The sequence below is a fragment of the Phenylobacterium sp. genome (assembly GCF_036821595.1).
Classification (GTDB): domain Bacteria; phylum Pseudomonadota; class Alphaproteobacteria; order Caulobacterales; family Caulobacteraceae; genus Phenylobacterium.
The window spans coordinates 1-19,958 of record NZ_DAISJG010000046.1 but is presented as its reverse complement, the minus strand read 5'-3'; the positions used below and the strand labels follow the sequence as shown (position 1 = coordinate 19,958).

Annotated in this window: 19 protein-coding genes; 10 read left to right on the top strand and 9 right to left on the bottom strand. The window is 71.0% G+C overall.

Annotated features, from left to right (window positions below; translation table 11 throughout):
- The coding region (locus V7Z97_RS15765; protein WP_334164386.1) for an MATE family efflux transporter at nucleotides 1–581 on the top strand (581 nt) is incomplete at its 5' end.
- Here the strand turns inward: V7Z97_RS15765 and V7Z97_RS15760 are convergent.
- The gene (locus V7Z97_RS15760; protein ID WP_334164385.1) at nucleotides 562–2,505 is read right to left on the bottom strand and encodes a pyrroloquinoline quinone-dependent dehydrogenase; all 1,944 of its coding nucleotides are present in this window, start codon (nucleotides 2,503–2,505) and stop codon (nucleotides 562–564) included. The two genes, V7Z97_RS15765 and V7Z97_RS15760, sit on opposite strands and share 20 nt — an antisense overlap.
- Here V7Z97_RS15760 and V7Z97_RS15755 point away from each other — a divergent pair.
- A complete protein-coding gene (locus V7Z97_RS15755) occupies nucleotides 2,495–3,421 on the top strand; it encodes a LytTR family DNA-binding domain-containing protein (protein WP_334164388.1) in 927 nt (308 codons plus the stop codon). The genes V7Z97_RS15760 and V7Z97_RS15755 overlap by 11 nt on opposite strands.
- Here V7Z97_RS15755 and V7Z97_RS15750 read toward each other — a convergent pair.
- Nucleotides 3,418–4,320 carry a cobalamin biosynthesis protein CbiG gene (locus V7Z97_RS15750; RefSeq protein ID WP_334164384.1) on the bottom strand — a complete coding sequence of 301 codons (903 nt, stop codon included), beginning with the start codon at nucleotides 4,318–4,320 and terminating at the stop codon, nucleotides 3,418–3,420. The two genes, V7Z97_RS15755 and V7Z97_RS15750, sit on opposite strands and share 4 nt — an antisense overlap.
- A gap of 77 nt (nucleotides 4,321–4,397) precedes the next feature.
- The gene (locus V7Z97_RS15745; RefSeq protein ID WP_334164383.1) at nucleotides 4,398–5,399 is read right to left on the bottom strand and encodes an NADP-dependent oxidoreductase; all 1,002 of its coding nucleotides are present in this window, start codon (nucleotides 5,397–5,399) and stop codon (nucleotides 4,398–4,400) included.
- 107 nt (nucleotides 5,400–5,506) lie between these two features.
- On the opposite strand from V7Z97_RS15745, the gene V7Z97_RS15740 reads away from it, so the two are divergent.
- From V7Z97_RS15740 to V7Z97_RS15730, 3 genes are read left to right on the top strand one after another with little or no spacing between them, the layout of a single operon-like run.
- Complete coding sequence (locus tag V7Z97_RS15740; protein WP_334164382.1) at nucleotides 5,507–6,430, top strand: Gfo/Idh/MocA family protein; 924 nt, start codon at nucleotides 5,507–5,509, stop codon at nucleotides 6,428–6,430.
- Nucleotides 6,431–6,470: 40 nt separating this feature from the next.
- Nucleotides 6,471–6,950, top strand: a complete 480-nt coding sequence (locus V7Z97_RS15735) for a glutathione peroxidase (protein WP_334164381.1) — start codon at nucleotides 6,471–6,473, stop codon at nucleotides 6,948–6,950.
- Complete coding sequence (locus V7Z97_RS15730; protein ID WP_334164387.1) at nucleotides 6,947–7,390, top strand: globin; 444 nt, start codon at nucleotides 6,947–6,949, stop codon at nucleotides 7,388–7,390. The genes V7Z97_RS15735 and V7Z97_RS15730 overlap by 4 nt, the downstream gene beginning before the upstream one ends.
- Here V7Z97_RS15730 and V7Z97_RS15725 read toward each other — a convergent pair.
- Entirely contained in the window at nucleotides 7,387–10,152 is a 2,766-nt protein-coding gene (locus V7Z97_RS15725; RefSeq protein ID WP_334164380.1) for a TonB-dependent receptor, read from the bottom strand. The two genes, V7Z97_RS15730 and V7Z97_RS15725, sit on opposite strands and share 4 nt — an antisense overlap.
- Nucleotides 10,153–10,672: 520 nt before the next feature.
- Between V7Z97_RS15725 and ilvD the strand changes: the two genes are divergently transcribed.
- Both ilvD and V7Z97_RS15715 read left to right on the top strand, forming a co-directional pair.
- Nucleotides 10,673–12,412, top strand: coding sequence for a dihydroxy-acid dehydratase (gene ilvD / locus V7Z97_RS15720; RefSeq protein ID WP_334164379.1), 1,740 nt, complete (start codon nucleotides 10,673–10,675; stop codon nucleotides 12,410–12,412).
- A gap of 1 nt (nucleotide 12,413) precedes the next feature.
- Nucleotides 12,414–13,106, top strand: a complete 693-nt coding sequence (locus tag V7Z97_RS15715) for an aspartate/glutamate racemase family protein (protein ID WP_334164378.1) — start codon at nucleotides 12,414–12,416, stop codon at nucleotides 13,104–13,106.
- Here V7Z97_RS15715 and V7Z97_RS15710 read toward each other — a convergent pair.
- Genes V7Z97_RS15710 through V7Z97_RS15690 form a run of 5 tightly spaced genes read right to left on the bottom strand, consistent with a single transcriptional unit; the run spans nucleotide 13,103 to nucleotide 17,878 of the window.
- Entirely contained in the window at nucleotides 13,103–14,758 is a 1,656-nt protein-coding gene (locus V7Z97_RS15710; protein ID WP_334164377.1) for an acyl-CoA dehydrogenase family protein, read from the bottom strand. The genes V7Z97_RS15715 and V7Z97_RS15710 overlap by 4 nt on opposite strands.
- A gap of 42 nt (nucleotides 14,759–14,800) precedes the next feature.
- Nucleotides 14,801–15,493 carry an NnrU family protein gene (locus V7Z97_RS15705; protein WP_334164376.1) on the bottom strand — a complete coding sequence of 231 codons (693 nt, stop codon included), beginning with the start codon at nucleotides 15,491–15,493 and terminating at the stop codon, nucleotides 14,801–14,803.
- 32 nt (nucleotides 15,494–15,525) lie between these two features.
- Nucleotides 15,526–16,143 (bottom strand): hypothetical protein, encoded by a 618-nt coding sequence (locus V7Z97_RS15700; RefSeq protein ID WP_334164375.1) that lies wholly within the window; start codon nucleotides 16,141–16,143, stop codon nucleotides 15,526–15,528.
- Nucleotides 16,144–16,188: 45 nt separating this feature from the next.
- On the bottom strand, nucleotides 16,189–16,983 hold the full coding sequence (xth, locus tag V7Z97_RS15695) for an exodeoxyribonuclease III (RefSeq protein ID WP_334164374.1): 795 nt from the start codon (nucleotides 16,981–16,983) through the stop codon (nucleotides 16,189–16,191).
- Between the two features lie 28 nt (nucleotides 16,984–17,011).
- The gene (locus V7Z97_RS15690) at nucleotides 17,012–17,878 is read right to left on the bottom strand and encodes an isocitrate lyase/PEP mutase family protein (RefSeq protein WP_334164373.1); all 867 of its coding nucleotides are present in this window, start codon (nucleotides 17,876–17,878) and stop codon (nucleotides 17,012–17,014) included.
- A gap of 103 nt (nucleotides 17,879–17,981) precedes the next feature.
- On the opposite strand from V7Z97_RS15690, the gene V7Z97_RS15685 reads away from it, so the two are divergent.
- Genes V7Z97_RS15685 through V7Z97_RS15675 form a run of 3 tightly spaced genes read left to right on the top strand, consistent with a single transcriptional unit; the run spans nucleotide 17,982 to nucleotide 19,938 of the window.
- Nucleotides 17,982–18,908, top strand: a complete 927-nt coding sequence (locus V7Z97_RS15685; protein WP_334164372.1) for a LysR family transcriptional regulator — start codon at nucleotides 17,982–17,984, stop codon at nucleotides 18,906–18,908.
- A gap of 26 nt (nucleotides 18,909–18,934) precedes the next feature.
- Nucleotides 18,935–19,588: a glutathione S-transferase family protein gene (locus V7Z97_RS15680; protein WP_334164371.1), complete on the top strand. Its 654-nt coding sequence runs from the start codon at nucleotides 18,935–18,937 to the stop codon at nucleotides 19,586–19,588.
- Entirely contained in the window at nucleotides 19,585–19,938 is a 354-nt protein-coding gene (locus V7Z97_RS15675) for an ArsR/SmtB family transcription factor (RefSeq protein ID WP_334164370.1), read from the top strand. Before V7Z97_RS15680 ends, V7Z97_RS15675 begins: the two co-directional genes overlap by 4 nt.
- Nucleotides 19,939–19,958: the final 20 nt, after the last annotated feature.

Below are 19,958 nucleotides of genomic sequence, written 5' to 3'. Positions count from 1 at the left end.
AGGTCGCCTCCTTCGCCAGCATGAACGTCATCGCCGGCTGGCTGGGCGGGCTGGCGGTCGCCGCCTGGGCGATCGTGCTGAACGTCGCGGCCATCGTCTTCATGGTGCCCCTGGGCCTGGCCACCGGCGGGGCGGTGCTGGTCGGCACCGCCTATGGCGCGCGCGACCCCGTGGGCGTGAACCGCGCAGGGCTGGTGGTGTTCGGCGTCACCGCCGTCTTCGGCGTGCTCGTCACCCTGGCCATCTGGCCCACCGCGGGGCTGATCTCCAGCGGCTACACGCGCGATGCGGCGACCATCGCCATGGCCGCCCCGGCGCTCGTGCTGGCCTGCCTGATGTTCCTGCCGGACTCACTGCAGGTGGTGGCCGCCCAGGCGCTGCGGGCGCGCGGCGACGTCTGGCTGCCCACCTTCACCCACCTGGCAAGCTATATCGTGATCATGATGCCGCTGGCCTATGTGCTGGCCATCCCGATGGGGCTGCACCTCATCGGCGTCGTCTGGGCCGTGGTCATCGCCAGCGTGATCTCCGCCGTCCTGCTGCTCGGCCGCTTCTGGCTGCTCAGCCGCCGTCCGCTGTAGGCAGGGCGAAAGCCACGAGCGTGTCGCCGCGCTTGGTGTCGGACTTGGAGTGGCCGCCGGCGGCGATCACCACGTACTGGCGGCCCTTCCAGACATAGGTCATCGGCGTGGCCTGGCCGCCGGCCGGCAGCCGGCCCTTCCACAGCTCCTTGCCCGTGCGCCCGTCGAAGGCGCGCAGGTAGTTGTCCACAGCCGCGCCGATGAAGACGAGGCCAGAGCCGGTGGCCATGGGCCCGCCGAAGCCTGGCACGCCGACGGTCCCGAGGAGGAGCTGGCTGCCCGGGGCGAGGTCGCGGGTGGTGCCGAGCGGGACCTCCCAGAGCACCTCGCCGGTGCGCATGTCCACGGCGTGCAGCCGCCCCCACGGCGGCTTGTTGCACGGCAGGCCGAGCGGCGAGAGCAGCACCTCGCGGCGCATGCCGTAGGGCGCGCCGGCCTGGGCCGAGATCTCCACGCCAGGGTTGGCGGCGCGTTCAGCCGCCACCCGCTCGGCCGGGATCAGGGTCACCCGGTGCAGCAGGCTGGAGGTGTTCACGAACGCCACCTGCCGGCCGGGATCGAAGGCCAGCCCACCCCAGTTGACCCCGCCGCCGGTGAACGGGTGCAGGATCGTTCCCTGCGTCGACGGCGGCGTGTAGATGCCCTCGTTCCGGGCCCCTGCGATCAGCCTGCGGCACGCCCCGCGGTCCCAGGGCGTGAGGCCGTAGGCATCGTCGGCTGTGACACGGATCGGCGTCAGCGGCCGCGGCGCGAGGGGAAAGGGCTGGGTGGGAGACAGGCGCTCGCCGGGCGCCGCCCCTTGCGGGACCGGGCGCTCCTCCACAGGGATCACCGGCCGCCCGTCGTCGCGGGCGAGGGTGAAGATCAGGCCCTGCTTGGTCGGCTGGATCACCGCCGGCGTCGCACGGCCGCCCCAGGCGACGTCGGCGAGCGTCGGCTGGGCCGGGACGTCGTAGTCCCAGACGTCGTGGTGGATCGTGGCGAAACTCCACGCCGGCCGTCCGGTTTCGGCGTCCAGCGCGACGACGGAATTGGCCTGGCCCTCGCTGCCCAGCCGCGCGCCGCCCCAGAAGTCGGGGCTCGGGCTCGAGGTGGGCAGGAAAGTCAGCCCCCGCGCCTCGTCCACCGACATCGGCGCCCAGACGTTGGCGGCGCCGGCCTTCACGCCGGGGTCCGCCGCCGCGAGGGGGTCGAAGGACCAGCGCGGTGCGCCGGTGCGCAGGTCGTAGGCGCGGACCGTGCCGCGCACCTCGTCGATCCGCTGGTTGTCGTCGATGGAGGAGCCCACGACGACTACGCCGCGCGCCACGACCGGCGCCGAGGTGATCTGCATGGCCCCGGGCCTCGCCAGCCGCACCCCCGCGCCCACGTCCACGACGCCGCCCGCGCCGAAGCCGGGGCAGGGACGGCCGCTCGCCGCGTCCAGGGCGAACAGCCGCCGGTCGTTGGTCGCGGTGAAGATCCGCTCCGCGCAGGGGGCGTTCGCCGGCGCCTGCGGATCGCGCCAGTAGGTGACGCCCCGGCACACGTAATCGTTGGGATAGTTCACGTGCGGATCGACCTTCGGGTCGAAGCGCCAGAGCGGCCGGCCCGTCCCCGGATCGAGCGCCGCGACGAGATTGAACGGCGAGCAGAGGTAGAGCCGCCCGCCGGCCAGGATCGGGGTGGCCTCGAAGGAGGCCCGCTCCATGGCCTCCCCCTTGGCCGCCATCTCGCCCGTGGACCAGGTCCAGGCGACCTTCAGTCCCCGCACATTGGCCGGCGTGATCTGGGCCGCGGGCGAGAACCGCGTGCCCCCGGCGTCGGAGCCGTAGTGGGCCCAGCCGACGTCCGGCGCCGGGGGCGGCGCGGGCGGTGGCGAACAGGCGGCCAGTGCGAGTAAGCTCGCCAGGAGGGGGAGCCGGGCCGTGCGCATGGAGGTCATCGTCAACTCTGGCGGTGCGTCGAAGGACGCCGCAGTCAACCGCGCGGGCCGCGCCGGCCAAGCCGCCGGGGACGAGCGGCGGCCTGGCGGTGACGGATCGCGCCCGGCTGCGCCGAACGGCGCGCCAGGTGGGACGGCGCCCATCCTCCTGGTCGGCTGGGGAATCGGCCTGGCCATCGCGGCGCTGGTGATGGCCATCAACATCGTCACCCGCGCCCACGACGCGCCGGAAGAGGGCTGGGGGCGGCCGATCCTGGACGAGGCGTCGAGCGCCCTGTCCACGGCCGTGGTGCTCCTGCTGCCGATCGGCCTCGCCCTCTGGACGCGCCGCCGTGCGCCGCCCCGCTGGCGTCTGGCCCTGGCCTGGATCGGCGGCGGCGCCCTCTATCCGGTGCTGCACGTGGGGGGCTTCGTGGCGTTGCGCAGCCTGGCCTATCCGCTGCTGCTCGGCGGACGCTACGACTTCGGCGCCTTTCCGGCCGAGTTCCTGTACGAGGCGACCAAGGACGTGCCGGCGTTCGCGTTCGCCGGGGGACTGTTCTGGCTGCTGCTGCGCTGGCGCGACGCGACGTCCGTGCAGCCCCGTCCGGGACCGGCGCAGCTCGACATCCGCGACGGCGCGCGGCTCGTGCGGGCGCCCCTGGCCGAGATCCTGGCGGTGCGCTCGGCCGGCAACTACGCGGAGGTGCTGCTGGAGGACGGGCGCCGGCCGCTGATGCGCAGCTCGCTGGCGGCGCTCGAGGCGCGGCTCGGCCCCCACGGCTTCGTGCGGACCCATCGCTCGTGGCTGGTCAATTCCGCGCGCGTGCGCGGCCTGCGGCCGGAGGGCTCCGGCGACTATGCGATCGAGCTGGGGCTGCTGGAGGCGCCCCTCTCGCGCCGCTTCCGTCCCGCCCTGGAGGCGCTCCGCGGCTAGGCGCCGGCGCCCAGGATCCAGCCCTCTTCGCGCTCCGCCTCGAGCACGATCTCGGCGGCGGTCCCCTTGGGAGGCGCGAACAGGGCGCCCAGCTTGTTGGCTTCGTCCAGCTTCGCGAAATGCTCGGCCGTGACCCGCACCTGGGCCAGGTCCTTCACCTCGCCGGGGCCCGGCTGCACCTTCAGGAGCGAGGGGTAGACCTCGGCCACAACAACGTCGACGCCGTCGAGGTCCGCCTCGGTCAGGGCCTTGAAACCGGTCTCGAACGGCCAGGCCTTCACCGCCTCGCCGCGGGCGAGCTTCAGCCGCCGCACGGCCGGGATGCCGAGGATCGCCTGGCCGCCCACGGAGCCGTTGTAGTAGAGCTTCCAGATCGAAGCCGCGCCCTTGGCAGCGAGGTCCGCATGGCGGAACTCCGGCAGGTCGTCGGGACCGTGCGTGCGCGTGCGCTTCGGCTGCAGGGTGGTGAGCGCGTCCTTCGGCGGGCAGCCCCAGAACGGGAAGGGTCCGCCGGTGAGCCGCCGGTTGATCTCCGAGCCGACCGAGAAGCGGTTGTTGGTGTTGTCGGCCTTGTCCTTGGCCATCTTGTCGATCTGGTCCCAGGCCGCGCGCCAGGGCTGCTCGCCCGGCAGCTTCAGCGCCTCGGCGAAGCCCCGCGGGAATCCGAGCGGGAAGTCGAAGCCGACCAGCGCCCGCTCGGAGCGCTTCTTGAAGTCGTCCAGGATCAGGTTGAGGCGCTTTTCGGCCTCGGCCCGGGTCGGCGGATTGAAACTCTCGAAGGCCAGCCGGAAGCGGACGTCGCGCTTCAGCACGCCGATCCAGACGGAGTCCGCCCCGGTGGTCGGCTTGGAAGCGGCGCTCCAGTCGACGATCACATAGGCGCTGAAGAGGCGCGGCACGTTGACGGCTCCATTAGGCGGGGACGGGTGGCTTCTAGCCCCTCCGGAGGAACGGGCCAACGGCCGCGATGTTCACCTCACGCGAGCTTCACCAGCATCTTGCCCAGGTTGTCGCCCTTGAAGAGGCCCATGAAGGCGTCGGGCGCCTTGTCGATCCCCTCGAAGACGGTCTCCTTCCACGTGACCTTTCCCTCGCGCGCCCAGCCGGAGAGGTCCTCGATGAACTTCGGCATCATGTCGAAGTGGTGGGAGACGATGAAGCCTTCCATGCGGATGTTCTTGCCGATCAGCAGGGCCAGGTTGCTCGGGCCGGGCTGCGGCTCGGTGGCGTTGTAGATCGAGATCATCCCGCAGATGGCGAAGCGGGCGAACAGGCGCGCGGCGTTGAGCGCCGCCTCCAGGTGCTCGCCGCCGACATTGTCGAAATAGACGTCGATGCCGTCCGGCGCGCCGGCCAGGATGGCCGCCGTCAGGTCCTTCTCGGCCTTGTAGTCGATGGCGTGATCGACCCCGATCGACTTCAGGAAGGCGACCTTCTCCGGCCCGCCGGCCGAGGCGATCACCCGGTGCCCCTTGGCTTTCGCGATCTGGGCGACCATCGAACCCACCGCGCCGGCCCCGCCGGAGACGAACACCACGTCGCCTTCCTTCAGGGCGGCCACGCGCAGCAGGCCCGCGTAGGCGGTGAGCCCCGGCATGCCGGCCGCGCCCAGGAAGGCCTGGACCGGCAGGCCGCGCGGATCGAGCTTCTGCAGGGTGTTGGCGGGCGCCGTGAACGCCTCGCGCCAGCCGAGCTGCGACAGGACGAGGTCGCCTTCCTTCAGGTTCGCGTCGTTGGAGGCCGTCACCTGGCCCACCGCGCCGCCGGTCATCACCTCGCCCAGCTGGAAGGGCGGAGCGTAGCTCTTCACGTCGTTCATGCGGCCGCGCATGTAGGGATCGACCGTCATCCAGAGGTTCTTCACCTGGACCTCGCCGGGACCGGGGTCCTTCAGCTCGACGGCGGCGATCTCGAAATTGTCGTGGGTGGGGTTGCCCACCGGGCGGCTCTTCAGCCGGACTTCGCGCACCGTGGTCATGGACGTCCCTCTCGTTCTCTCTGGTTCAAACGAGTGTTTAGACCGGACGGGGCTGTGGCGTCGAGGCTGCTCCTCTGCTAGGCGCTCGCCCCAATCCGGAGTTCCCCATGGCTGAGTCCCTGCGCGGCGGCGTGATCGGGGCCGGCGTCTTCGGCGGCTATCACGCCCGCCAGTACGCCCGGCTCGACGGCGTGGTCCTGTCCGCGGTCCTCGACCCCCATCCCGACCGGGCCGCCCGGGTCGCCGTGCCGCTGGGCGGCCGCGCCTTCCACGAGATGGCGGACTTCCTCGAGGCCGTGGACGTGGTGACCATCGCCTCGCCCGCCAGCCACCACGCGGCCCAGGCCCTGGCCGCGCTCGAGGCCGGCAAGCACGTCTATGTGGAGAAGCCGATCGCGGTCACGGTCGCCGACGCCGAGAAGGTGCGCAGCCTGGCGCAGGCGAGGGGGCTGGTGGTCGCCTGCGGACACCAGGAACGGGTAGTGTTCCGCGCCATGGGACTGCTGGACGTTCCCGAGCAGCCGCGGTTCCTGGAAGCCCTGCGCCATGGCCCGCCCTCGGAGCGCAGCCGCGACGTCTCGGCCGTGCTCGACCTGATGGTGCACGACCTGGACCTGGCGCTCTCGATCTCAGCCGCCGATCCGGTGACCGCCGAGAGCGAGGGCGAGCGGGGACCCGGCGGCGTCTGGGACGTGGTGCGGGCGGAGGTCAGCTTCGAGGACGGCTTCACCGCCCGCTTCGACGTCTCGCGTATGGCTCCGGAGCGCCGGCGCCACATGAAGGTGGTCTATCCATCGGGCGAAGTGGAGATCGACTTCGTCACCCGCGAGTTCCGCAACACCACGCCGTTCGCGCTGAACCCTGACTTCGCCGACACACCCGCCGCCACCGATCCGCTAGGAGCGAGCGTGGAGGGCTTCCTGCAGGCCGTGCGCGGCGAGGCGCCCCGGCCGATCGTCACCGCCGAGGAGGCGATCCGGGCGCTCGACCTGGCGCTCGCGGTCGAACAGGCGTTGGAAGACGCCGCGTAAGGGCGCTAGCCTCGGGCCGAGACGTCCAGGGAGGACACCCATGACATCCAGCGCGCACGAGCTCTCGTTCAGCACCATCGACGGCCAGCCCCTGCCGCTCACCACCTTCCGGGACAAGGTGGTGCTGGTGGTCAACACCGCCTCCCAGTGCGGGCTGACGCCGCAGTACGATGGGCTGGAGCAGCTCTATTCCGAGTACAGGGATCGCGGCCTCGTGGTGCTGGGCGTGCCCTGCAACCAGTTCGCCGGCCAGGAGCCGGGCACGGAGGCCGAGATCAAGGACTTCTGCGAGACCCGCTTCAAGATCGACTTCCCGCTGACCGCCAAGGTGGACGTGAAGGGCGAGGGCGCGCACCCGTTCTACCGCTGGGCCGAGCAGGAGCTGGGCGAACCGGCCGTGCCGGTCTGGAACTTCCATAAAATCCTGGTGGGCAAGAACGGCGAGGCGATCCGCGCCTTCGGCCCCCGCACCGATCCGCTCGACAGTGAGGTCACCGACGCGATCGAGGAAGCGCTCTGACCCCCGACGCCGTCTCCCATTCGCTGGACCTGCTTGCCGAGCGCGTCGGCGACCCGACGCCGCTCGTCTATGCGCGCCTGTTCGCCGAGCTCCCGGAGACCGAGGCCCTGTTCGTGCGTGACACCCGGGGCGCGGTGCGCGGCGAGATGCTGGCGGTGGCCTTCCAGTGCCTGCTGGACCTGGACGGCAGCTACGGGGCCAACTTCATCGCCGCCGAGCGTGTGAACCACGACGCCTTCGGGGTCGCGCCCGCGGCCTTCGCCCGGTTCTTCCCCATCGTCCGCGAGGTCTGCCGCGAGGCGCTGGGCGCCGAGTGGACGCCGCAGTTCGAGCGCGCCTGGGCCGAGCGCCTGGAGCGGGTCGCCGGGCTCGTCGACGCCGGAACGGATGGGGGCACCCCGCGCGTCTTGCGCAGGGCGTCCCGTCCTTCAGCGCCCTAGAAGAACTTGTACTGCAGCTCGATGCCGTAGGTGCGCGGCGGGGTGAGCGGATAGGTGCTCGCCACGCCCTGCACGACGTTCACGATCGGCGCGCCGGCCGGCGGGGTGTAGATGCTGCCCGCCCGCCGGGCGGCCCCGGCGCCGCCTTCGTAGCCGAGGTCGTCGAAGATGTTCTTGATGAAGGCGATGACCGTCACCTTGTCGTCGGGAGCCTGCCAGGTGACGCGGGCGTCCCACTGGTCCCACGACGGCGACTTGTAATAGTCGCGGTTGAAGATCGAGCCGTACTGGGCGTCACGCCAGATGTAGCTCACCGACCCGATCAGGGCCCCGCCCGCCGGCAGGTCCCAGGTGTAGTTGGCGTTCACCGCCACCTTGTGTTTCGGCGCGTTGGGCAGGGAGTTGCCGTCGAGGTCCTGGACCCGCTGGAAGCCACCGTTGGGATCCGGCGTCGAGGATACCTGGGTCGTGGCGCCGGCCGCGCTCACCACGGGTCGGGGGCTCGTATAGACGTCCGCCGCGCAGGTGGTGGAGGTGTCGCCGTAGACGACGGCCCGGCAGTTCGCGCGGTTGGTGATCGGCGTGGCCCGCGCGTGGAGCGCCGCGGGATCGACCGGATCCACCGCCGTGCCCTCGGTGATCTCGGCGTCGAGGTAGGAGTAGTTGAAGAGGATCTGCAGATTGTCGATCGGCTGCCAGATCGACTCCAGCTCCACGCCCTTCGAGGTCGCCTTGGGCACGTTGTAGAGGATGGCCTCCGAGGCGGCGACGGCCCCCGAGGTGTTGATCACGCTGAGCGGAATCTGGGCGTTCTGGTAGTCGTAATAGAAGGCCGCGAGGTTGGTCTGCAGCCGGCCGCCGAAGGTCTTCTTCATGCCGACCTCGAAGGCGTCCACCGTCTCCTTCTCGGTCCGCGGATTGGGTGAGAAGCCGACGTCGATCCCGATCCGGAAGCCGCCCGGCTTGTAGCCGTGGCTGTAGCGGGCGTAGGCGTTGGTGTCGGCGTCCGGCTCCCACTTCACCCCGATGTTGCCGGTGGCCTCCTTCCAGGTGTCCGAGAGCGGCCGGGTGGCGAAGCCGGTGGCCTGGTCGAAGGTGGTCGGACCCGAGACCCCCGGCGGCAGGGTGGGCCTCGGACCCCACTGGTTCTCGGTGATGTCCACGGGCGGGATGCCGCCCGGCACGGCGCCGTTCAGCTCCGGCGCGGCGAAGCAGCCGGCGACGAGGTAGCAGAGAAGCCGGCCCTTCTCGACGCCCTCCTTCTTGTCGACCGAATAGCGGGCGCCGACCGTGAGCGTGAAAGTGGGCACGAACTCCCAGTCGATCTGGCCGTAGACGGCCTTGGAGGTGATGTCGAACTCCGGCTGGGTGTCGAAGATCCGCTGGCTCGGGTTGGGCGCGCAGACGCCCTGCCGCTGGGCGCAGAGGAGCGCCGGGACGCCGAACGGCCCCTGAACCCGCGGCTCGTCGGGCAGGTAGGTGTACACCGGCTGGGTGTAGTTCTCGTCCCAGTGGTAGAGGCCGGCCAGCCACTGGACCGGTCCGTCACCGGTCGATATCAGGGTGAGTTCGTTGCTCCACCACTGCTCCCGCTCCTGGTAGTTGAAGGCGTAACGCGGGCGGACGGTGAGATTGCCGCCGGGGATCAGCGACGGCAGGGTGTAGGCGACGATCGGCGCGGTCTGGTCGGCCGGCGTGGGGCCGTTCAGGGCGTAGTTGTAGTTCACCGCCCCGGTCAGGTAGCGCAGGTCGAAACCCTGGAAGTGGTAGGTCCACTCGCTGGCGAAGATGTAGGTGCCGTTCAGGTCCACGTCGTAGGGCACGGAAGAGGCGATCTTCCGCGGGTTGGTCAGGGCCGGGTTCACGCAGCCCTGCGGCGACAGGTTCACCACATTGCTGGTGTTCGGGTTGCACCCGTAGCCCGGGTTGAGGGTGATCGCCGTCGAGAACAGGGCCTCGGTGGTGGGGTAGGGGGCCGGCGTCCAGGTCGCCCGCGCGCCGGGCCCGCCCCCGCCGTTGCGCCACTCGATCCAGGTGAGCTTGGCCCAGCCCTCGAAGTTCTCGTTGAAGTCGAACTTCAGCTGGCCCTCGACGATGTTGGTGTCGATGACGTTGCCCTCGTCCGGGAAGCCCGGGACGATGTTGTCGATCCAGCCCTTGGTCTGCTTCTCCCAGTTGGCCGCGATCCGGAAGGTGATCCCTGGGACCATCGTCGGCCCGGAGGCCGCGAACTCCAGCAGGTGGTGATTGTAGTTCTGGTACTGGGCCCGGGCCTCGGCGTACCACTCGTCGGTCGGCCGCTTGGAGACCAGGTTGATCGCCCCGGCCACGGCGTTGCGCCCGTAGAGCGTCGCCTGGGGCCCGCGAAGGATCTCGGTCCGCTCCAGGAACAGCGGCGTCTTGCCGGCCTCCACCGTCGAGGTGGTGTAGATGCCGTCGGAATAGACCGACACCGAGGCGTCGGCCGAGTGGACGTTGCTCGTCCGGCCCACGCCGCGCAGGCTGACCCGGTCGGTCTGGCTGGAGTACTGCAGGCCCGGCGTGAAGTTGGTGATGTCGGCCACGCTGGTGATGCCGATGATGTCCCGGTTCTCCGAGGTGAAGGCGGAGACGGCGACCGGCACGTCCTGCAGGCTCTGCTCCCGCTTCTCGGCGGTGACCACGAGCTCTTCGATGGTGTTGGCGGTCTGCGCGTGCGCAGTCGTGCCCAAGACAGCGGCCAGCAGGGCGCTGGACGCCATGAAGTAGAGTTTGCGATGCATTGTCAGCCGCCTCCCCGCAGCTTCTGAATGAGCGCTATTGCCTGCGCTTGACGGTCAAGCTGAAGCAGCCGCGATCAGGCGTCAACGTGCGCGTCGCAAACTGAACATTGATAACTAAATAAGCCTCACCTTGTCGGACGGTTGTCGGTGAGAATTCAACCCTGGATGGGTTGTGGCGGTAAGAAGACCGGCGCACTGTTCCGCGGTTACTGACTTTGTTCTTCCCAGAGAACAACCTGAGGGCGCGCTTCGGCGCGCCTCTTTTCTTGTCCGCATACGGTATTCGTCACGCAGAACGGGCCGTGGGGGGCGAGGCGCCTGGTCCGCCAATCGCTTGCGCCACAAGGGATAGCGTCGTTCGGCCAACGGGACATGGCGAGGCCTGTCGGCCGCTGGCCGGCGCCGGGGCGGCACATCTACAAGTAGCGCTTCTGCTCGCGCCGGCTGCTTTCGGGGCCGCAGCTCTTCCCCGCCGCTTTTCGCACCTCTAAGGAAGGCGCCTCTAGTCGGAGGCGTCGCTATGCACCGGAAGCCAGACGGGACCTGGGACAAGACCAGGCTGCCCAGCCGCCACGTGACGGAAGGCCCCTCGCGGGCCCCGCACCGGTCCTACTATTACGCCATGGGCCTCGGTAGCCGTGAGATCGCCCAGCCGTTCGTGGGTGTGGCCTCCTGCTGGAACCAGGCCGCCCCCTGCAACACCGCCCTGATGCGCCAGGCCAACGCCGCCGCCGAGGGCGTGAAGGCCGCCGGCGGCACGCCGCGGGAGTTCTGCACGATCACGGTGACCGACGGCATCGCCATGGGTCACGAAGGCATGCGCTCGTCGCTGGCCAGCCGCGAGGTAATCGCCGACTCGGTCGAGCTGACCATGCGCGGCCACGGCTATGACGCCCTGGTCGGCGTCGCCGGCTGCGACAAGAGCCTGCCGGGCATGATGATGGCCATGCTGCGCCTGAACGTGCCGTCGGTGTTCATCTACGGCGGCTCGATCCTGCCGGGCCGGCTCGATGGCAAGGATCTCACCGTCCAGGACGTCTTCGAGGCGGTGGGCCAGTTCTCCGCCGGTACGATCAGCGAGGAGCGGCTCTGCCAGGTGGAGCAGCACGCCTGCCCCGGCGACGGCGCCTGCGGCGGCCAGTTCACCGCCAACACCATGGCCATGGTCTCCGAGGCCATCGGCCTGGCCCTGCCGCTCTCCTCGGCCCTCCCGGCCGCCTACACCGACCGCGACCAGTTCGCCCGCGCCTCGGGCGAGGCGGTGATGCGGCTGATCGAGAAGAACATCCGCCCGCGCGACATCTGCACGCGAGAAGCCTTTGAGAACGCCGCGGTGGTGATCGCGGCCAGTGGCGGCTCGACCAACGGCGGCCTGCACCTGCCGGCCATGGCCCACGAGTGCGGGATCGAGTTCACGCTGCGCGACTTCGCCGAGATCTGCGCCCGCACGCCGTACATCGCCGACCTGAAGCCGGGCGGCCGGTTCGTGGCGAAGGACATGGGAGAGGCCGGCGGCACGCCCATGCTGCTGAAGACGCTGCTGGAAGGCGGCTACCTCCACGGCGACGTCATGACCGTCACCGGCAAGACGCTGGCCGAGAATGTCGCCGACGTGGTCTGGCGCGACGACCAGGAGGTCATCCGCCCGGTGTCCAACCCACTGTCGCCCACCGGCGGCGTGGTCGGCCTGTGGGGCTCGCTGGCCCCGGACGGCTGCATCACCAAGGTCGCGGGCCTGAAGCACACCAAGCATCGCGGCCCGGCGCGCGTGTTCGACGGCGAGGACGCCTGCTTCGCCGCCGTCACCGCCCGTGACTACAAGGAAGGCGACGTCCTGGTGATTCGCTACGAGGGCCCGAAGGGCGGCCCCGGCATGCGCGAGATGCTGGCCACCACCGCCGCGCTCTACGGCCAGGGGGTGGAGAACATCGCCCTGATCACCGACGGCCGGTTCTCGGGCGCGACCCGCGGCCTCTGCATCGGCCACGTCGGCCCGGAGGCTGCCGCGGGCGGCCCGATCGCGCTCGTGAAGGACGGCGACATCATCACCATCGACGCCGACGCGGGGACGATCGAGCTGGAGGTCGACCCCATCGAGCTCGAGCACCGCGCGCACCTGCTCGCCCAGGAACCGCCCCGCCGGACGAACTACCAAACGGGCTCGATCTGGAAGTTCGCCCAGGGGGTCGGTCCGGCCCACCTGGGGGCGGTGACCCATCCGGGCGCGAAGGCCGAGACCCACGTCTACGCGGACCTCTGAGGTGCGCACGCTCGGCCTGATCGGCGGCATCAGCGCCGAGAGCACCGTCGTCTACTACCAGCTGATCAACCGGCTGGTGCGCGAGCGGCTGGGCGGGCTGCACTCGGCGAAGCTGATCCTGTGGTCGGTGGACTTCGCGCCGATCGCCGAGCTGCAGGCTAAGGGCGACTGGGACGAGACGGGCCGCCAGCTCGGCGAGGCCGCCCGCCGGTTGGCCGCGGCCGGCGCCGAGGCCATGCTGATCTGCGCCAACACCATGCACCTGAACGCCCCGCAGGTGGCGGAGGCCGGCGGGGTTCCGGTGATCCACATCGCCGACGCCACGGCGCAGGCGCTGACCGCCCGCGGCGTGAGAAGACCGCTGCTGCTGGCCACCCGGTTCACCATGGAGAAGCCCTTCTACCTGGACCGGCTGCGCGGCCAGGGGCTGGACGGCTTCGCGCCGGAGCAGGCCGACCGCGAGCGGCTGCACGCCATCATCTACGACGAGCTCTGCCAGGGCGTGATCCGCGAGGAGTCCCGCACCGCGGTCCTCGAGATCATCGACCGCGGCCGGGCGGCCGGCGCCGACGGGGTGATCTTCGGCTGCACCGAGATCGGGCTCCTCCTGGACCCCGCGCAGATGGCCCTGCCCACCGTGGACAGCGCCGTGGCCCACTGCGAGGCCGCCGTGGACTTCGCCCTCGGCGGCTAGTCGAACCGCTGCCGCGCCACAATGGCGGCGATGTCCGCCCCGGCCGGGAGCGTCCCGAACGAGCGGCCCCAGTCGCCGGCCAGCCGGGTGGCGCAGAAGGCGTCGGCCACCGCCGGCGGCGCGTGGCGCACGAGCAGCGCGCCCTGCAGCACCAGCGCCATGCGCTCGGCGGTCATCCGCGCCTCGCCCTCGGTCGGGCGATGGCGGGCGAGGCCGTCCAGCAGGGCCCCGGCGGCGGCGTCCAGCCGGGCGTCGGCGCCGCGCGCCTCGGCGATCTCGGCGGCGTAGGCGTCCAGCGCCAGCGGCTCGCGCGCCAGGGTGCGCAGGATGTCGAGCGCGATGACGTTGCCGGAGCCTTCCCAGATGGCGTTCAGAGGGCTCTCACGGAACAGCCGGGGCAGGGGCGTCTCCTCCACGTAGCCCACGCCCCCGTGGCACTCCATGCACTCGTAGACGAAGTTCGGGTTGCGCTTGGTCAGCCAGTACTTGCCCACCGCCACCGACAGCCGGGCGAAGGCCCGGCCGGCCAGGTCCTCGGCGTCGAAGGCGCGCGCCACCCGCATGGAGAGCGCCACGGCGGCCTCGTACTCCAGCGCCAGGTCTGCGATCACCGCGGTCATCGCCGGCTGGTCGATCAGGGTCTTCTGGAAGGCGCGGCGGCCGCTCACCTGGTGGACCGCCTGGGCCAGGGCCATGCGCATGATGCCGAGCGTCCCGCCCATGGTCCCCAGCCGGGTGTGGTGGACCATGTCGATGATCACCTTCACCCCTTCGCCTTCCTCTCCGAGGAGCTGAGCGTAGGCGTCGTGGTACTCGATCTCGCTGGAGGCGTTGGACTTGTTGCCCAGCTTGTCCTTCAGCCGCATCACATGGATGCCGTTGCGCTCGCCGTCCGGCGTGATCCGGGGCACGAGGAAGCAGGAGAGGCCGCGCTCGGCGTAGGCCAGCGTCAGGAAGCCGTCGCTCATCGGCGCCGAACAGAACCACTTGTGGCCCACCAGCCGGTAGGCGCGCGGGTCGGAGCTCTCCAGCCGGTAGGCGCGGGTGGTGTTGGCCCGCACGTCCGAGCCGCCCTGCTTCTCGGTCATGGCCATGCCCACCGTGATCCCGGCCTTGCCGGCGATGGGCCTGAGCGGGGCGTCGTAGCGGCCGCCGAGCAGCTTCTCCAGCCAGGGGCCGGTGACGTCCGGCTGCACGCGCAGCGCCGGGACCGCGGCGTAGGTCATGTTGATCGGGCACATCACGCCGGCTTCCGCCTGGGTGAACAGCGCCAGCAGGGACAGATGGCCCACGTGGCCGCCGGGCCGCTCGGCGGTCCAGGCGATGTCGTGGATCCGGTGCTCCATCGCGAGCGCCATCAGGGAATGGTAGGCCGGATGGAAGCGGGCCTCGTCGACGCGCCGGCCGTAGCGGTCGAAGGTCACCAGCTCGGGCGGGAAGCGGTTCGCCTCCGCGCCCCATTCCAGCACCTGTTCGGAGCCAACCGCCGCGCCCAGCCGGGAGAGCGGCTCGTCCAGCCAGGCGCCGCCCTCGCGCTGGGCGCCTTCCCGGAAGGCCGCGTCGATGGCGTAGAGGTTCCGCCCGCCGAACTCCGGCGGCTGGTTCATGACCTCATGGGTCTCGAGACGGGTCGTGGGGGCGAAGCTGGGCATGACGCAACCGATCCTACGCGCCGGCGGGCGCCATGCGGCAGATCAAATGAAGACGGGGACCCCGAACAGGTAGGGGTGGGCCCAGCCGAGGACGCCGTAGACCACGAGCGCCACGAGGATTCGCCACCAGCCGATCTCGCCGAGGCTGAGCCGCTGGCGGCCCGAGGCGATGGCCAGGAAGGGGATGTTCGAGGTCTGGGCCGCGAAGGCGTCCCACTTGCTCCCCAGCGCCCGGCGGCGCTTGGCGTCGATGCTGGCCGTGCCGAACAGGGCCAGCGCCAGCAGCGAGCCGAACAGGATGATGCTGCCCGCGTCGCCGTTGACGATCAGGTGGCCCAGCGCCCAGAGCGCGACGCCCCACAGGAACGGGTGGCGGGTGACGCGCAGCATGCCGCGCACCACCTCCGGATTGTCCAGCGCGCCCTCCTGGCGGACGCTGGTGGGGTTGCGGGTGGTCAGGCCGATGACGATGAACAGGACCGCCACGAGCTGCAGGAGGAGCTGCAGGCCGTGGGTCGCCGGCGTCATCTGCCACATCGTCGTATTGCCCGGCGCGCCGCGGGTGAGCGCGAAGGCCCAGCCCAGCCAGATGATCCCGATCCACGACAGCACCACGAACAGGCCGAGGTAGGGTCCGGCTCCGATCCGGCCGATCAGGGCGTCGCGCACCCGGGTGCCGGAGATCAGGAGGTGAATCAGGACGAAGAAGACGGCCGCGGCGATCAGACTGGACATGGCTCAGGTCCTCCTGGGGCCGGACACTGCGGCTATGGATTTACGCTGTCAACAATAGCGTCTTCAGAGTCGGGTTCCGGGTCCGGCTCCGGCCGCGCGGCGACCGGGACCGCCTCCCGGCGCGGGACGTGGCGGCGCACGAGCGACTCGGTGCGGGCGATCCAGCGGTTCGCCTCCTGCACCGCCTCCGGCGCGCTCAGCGCCCCCTTGCGGCTCTCGTCTTCGGCCGTCCACAGGTCGAGATCGAAATCCGGATGGCGCGGGTCGTCGAAGATCAGCCGCAGGCGCACCAGCCTGTCGGCGCCGGTCAGGGTGTCGAGCGCCCGCCGCGCCTCGCCACGGTGGGCGCGGGCGCAGACCTGGCCGTCGACGACCACCTCCGAGCCCACCAGTTCGTCGATCCGGTAGAGCAGGCACCAGGCCCCGCCGTCCCAGGCGACTGCCAGAGTGTTGGAGGTGAAGTTGAAGCCCACGCCGCGGCCCCGCCCGCGGGCCACCAGCAGGGCATGCGGCTCGCCCTTGAGCACCTTGCGGAGGCTGCGCCGGATACGCCGGCTCTCGTCGGAAAGCCGGATCGCGGCCGTCCCCAGCAGGGTCAGGGCCACGCCCGCCAGCGCGAGCAGCAGGATGAGCCGCGCGACTTCGTCCATCGCGCCAAGGCTAAGCCTGTTTGGTGAGTCCCCCCAAACGGGTGGTCAGACGTCCAGCTCAACCACCAGGGGCACGTGGTCGGAGGGCTTGTCCCAGCCGCGCACGTCACGGTGGATCGAGACCCCGCGAAGCAGGTCGGCGGCCTGGGGGGAGAGCAGGGCGTGGTCGATGCGGATGCCGTTGTTCCGCTGCCAGGCGCCGGCCTGGTAGTCCCAGAAGGTATAGGCGCCCGGAGCGCCGTCGGCTTCCAGGTAGGCGTCGGTGAAGCCCAGCCACTTCAGCGCCCGGAAGGCCTCGCGGCTCTCGATCTGGAAGAGGGCGTCGGTCTCCCAGTTCTTCGGGTACTCCGCGTCGCGCGGCTCGGGGATGACGTTGTAGTCGCCGACCAGGGCCAGCGGCTCCTCCAGCGCCAGGAGCTCGCGGGCGTGGGCGTTCAGGCGGCCCATCCAGGCCAGCTTGTAGGCGAACTTCTCCGTACCGATGGGATTGCCGTTGGGCAGGTAGATGGAGGCGACCCGCACCGGACGCGGCCCGGAGATCACCGCCTCGATGTAGCGGGCGTGGTCGTCCTCCTCGCCGCCGTGGTCGGGATGGACCGGCAGGCCGCGGCGGACGTCCTCCAGCGGCGTCTTCGAAAGGATGGCCACGCCGTTGTAGGTCTTCTGGCCGTGGACGGCGATGTTGTAGCCAAGTCTTTCAAAGGGTTCGGCCGGGAACTTCTCGTCGACGCACTTGAGCTCCTGCAGGCAGGCCACGTCAGGCTGGGCAGCCTCGAACCAGCGCACCACGGTCTCCAGGCGGGCGTTGATCGAGTTCACGTTCCAGGTGGCGATGCGCATCGAGAGCTCCGGTGAGGCAGCCCGGAAGCTAGAGGGCTGCGGGCGCGGGCTCAATGGAGGACCGGGCGTCCGCGAAGATCCGGTTCAGTTCGCTGGCGGGGATCTGGTCCGCCGCGAAGTCCAGCGTGCCGTGCTCGCGCAGCTCCCGCGCCGCCCGTCGGAGGAAGGCGAAGGCCGCCCGCGCGATCGTACCGCCCAGGCTGATCCGCTGCACGCCGAGCGCCAGCAGCGCCGACGTGCTGGGCGCCGCGCCCGCCAGGCCGATCACCACGTTCACGGGACCTTGGATCCCCCGGACCAGCGTGCGGCTGGTCTCCGCGTCCGCCGGCCCGGGCGCGAAGAGGCAGTCCGCGCCGGCCTGCCGGTAGAGGTTGGCCCGCCGGATGGCCTGGTCCAGGTCGCCGGAGACCGCGAGGGCGTCGGTGCGGGCGGTGAGCACGAAGGCCTCGCCGCTGGCCTCTATGGCCTCGCGGGCGGCGGCGATGCGCTCCACCGCCAGTCCCTCGTCGTAGAGCCGTGGCTCGAAGGGGACCTTGTCCTCGATGTTGCCGCCGGCCAGGCCGGCGTCGATCGCCAGCCGGACCGTCTCCGCCACCGCCTCGGGGGTGTCGCCGTAGCCCGCCTCAAGGTCACCGTTCACCGGCGCCCGTACGGCCCGGGCGATCTCGGCCATGCGCTCGAACATCGCCTCGCGGGAAACGCCAAGGGCCGCGGCGGAGCCGTAGTCCTGCAGGCCCAAGGAGAAGGCGATCCCGGCGCTCGTCGTGCCGACGGCCTCGAAGCCCGCCTCCGCCAGCAGGATCGCGCTGCCGGCGTCCCAGGCGTTTGGCATCACGAAGCCGCTGGGGCGGCGGTGGAGGGCGAGGAAGGTCTCGCCACGGGTCGAAGGCGGCATGCAGGGTTCCTTGGCTTGCCTTCGGACGCTAGCGGACGGTCGGATATCAGCCCAATGCATAGTATGACTGCCTTGGATCAGTTCTGCGCATAGGAGACGCCGGATGGACGTCGACGGACTCGCGACCTTCCTGGCCGTCAGCCGCCTCAAGGGGTTCTCGGCGGCGGCCGAGGCGCTCGGCCGGACCCAGCCGGCGATCAGCCGGCGGATCGGGCTCCTGGAGGCCGAACTCGGCGCGCCGCTGTTCGACCGCACGGCGGGCGGGGCGGTGCTCAGCCAGGCCGGCCGCGCCCTCGTCCCCTATGCGGAGCGGGCGCTGGCGGCGGTGGAGGACGCCCGCAGGGCGGTACGCGACTTGGCGTCGGACGCGGTAGGCCCGGTGTCCCTGGCCATCGTGGGCACGCTCGCCGACACCGATCTTGCCCCGGTGCTGCGCCGGTTTGCGGCCAGGCATCCCGGCGTCGACCTGCGCCTGCGCACCGCCACCAGCGCCGAGGTGAGCGACCTCGTGCGGCGCGGCGAGGCGACGCTGGGCCTGCGCTACCACGCCGATCCGTCCCCCGACCTGGCCTGCGAGGTCCTGTGGGCGGAGTCCCTGGTGGTGGTCTGCGCGCCGGAGCACCCGCGGGCCGGCCGTGCGGTGACCACACTGGCGGAGCTGCAGGGCGAGCGGTGGCTGGCCTTTCCGATCACCCCGGGCCGCGAGGAGATCGCCGCCAGCCATGTGTTCAGCGTCTTCCGGGCCCGCGGCCTGGGCCAGGTCGACTGGACGGCGGTGGACAGCCTGACGGCCCAGAGGCGGCTCGTGGAGGCGGGATTCGGCGTCGCGCTGATGCCCGAGAGCTTCGTCGCCGCGGCCCTGGAGGAGGGGACCGTTGGCCGGATCGGCGTGGCGGACCTTAAGGCGGCCCGGCCGGTGGCCAGCGTCGTGCGCCGCGGCGGCTACCTCAGCGCGGCGGCCCGGGGCCTGCTGGAACTCCTGGCCACGCGTCCACGGGGATTGCCCGCGCCGCCGATCGCTGATACTTAAGTGAGTGCTTAAGTGAAGGCGACGCCATGACCCTGATCCTGCACGAGCATCCCCTCTCGTCCTTCTGCTGGAAGGCGAAGGTCGCCCTCTACGACATGGGCGTGCCGTTCGAGGCGCGCCTGGTCGAGCTCCACGACGAGGCCTCGCGGGCCGCGCACTACGCCCGCTGGCCGATCGGCAAGATGCCGGTCCTGGAGGACACCGCCCGCGGCCGGGTGGTCCCGGAGACCAGCGTCATCGTGGAATACGCCCAGACCTTCCACGCGCCGTCGGCGGGGATGATCCCCGCGGACCCGGAGGCGGCGCTCCGCGTGCGGCTGCTGGACCGTGTGTTCGACAGCTACGTCATGGAGCCGATGTCCCGGATCGTGGCGGAGAACTTCCGCGGCGGGGAGGATCCCGTCGGCGTGGCCCAGGCCGACGCGCTGCTGGCGAAGTCCTATGACTGGCTGGCGGGCGAGCTGGCCGGCCGGACCTGGGCGGCGGGAGAGGCCTTCACCCTGGCCGACTGCGCCGCCGCGCCTTCGCTCCACTACGCCGACAAGGTGCTGCCCTTCCGGGCCACCCATCCGGCGCTGGGCGGCTACCTCGACCGGCTGGAGGCGCGGCCGTCCTTCGCCCGGGTCCTCGAGGAGGCGCAGCCGGTCATGCACATGTTCCCGGGCCGGAAGGCGGCGTGAACCCCGGCCTCGACGCCCTGTTCCAGGCGCTGGCCGATCCCACGCGGCGGGCGATGCTGGAGCGCCTGAGCCGCGGCCCCGCCTCGGTGAGCGACCTCGCCCGGCCGTTCGACATGAGCCTGCCGGCCGTGGTGCAGCACCTGGCCGTGCTGGAGGCGGCCGGCGTCGTGAAGTCCGAGAAGGTCGGCCGTGTCCGCACCTGCCAGCTCGACGCCGCCGTGCTCAGCCGCGCCGAGCAGTGGATCCACGAACGCCGCACGGCCTGGGAGCGGCGCCTCGATCGCCTCGGCGACTACCTCGCCGCCAATCCCGACCCGCCCAACCCTGATCGCCCTGGGGACGAGACATGACCGACCGCAACGTCGTCCAC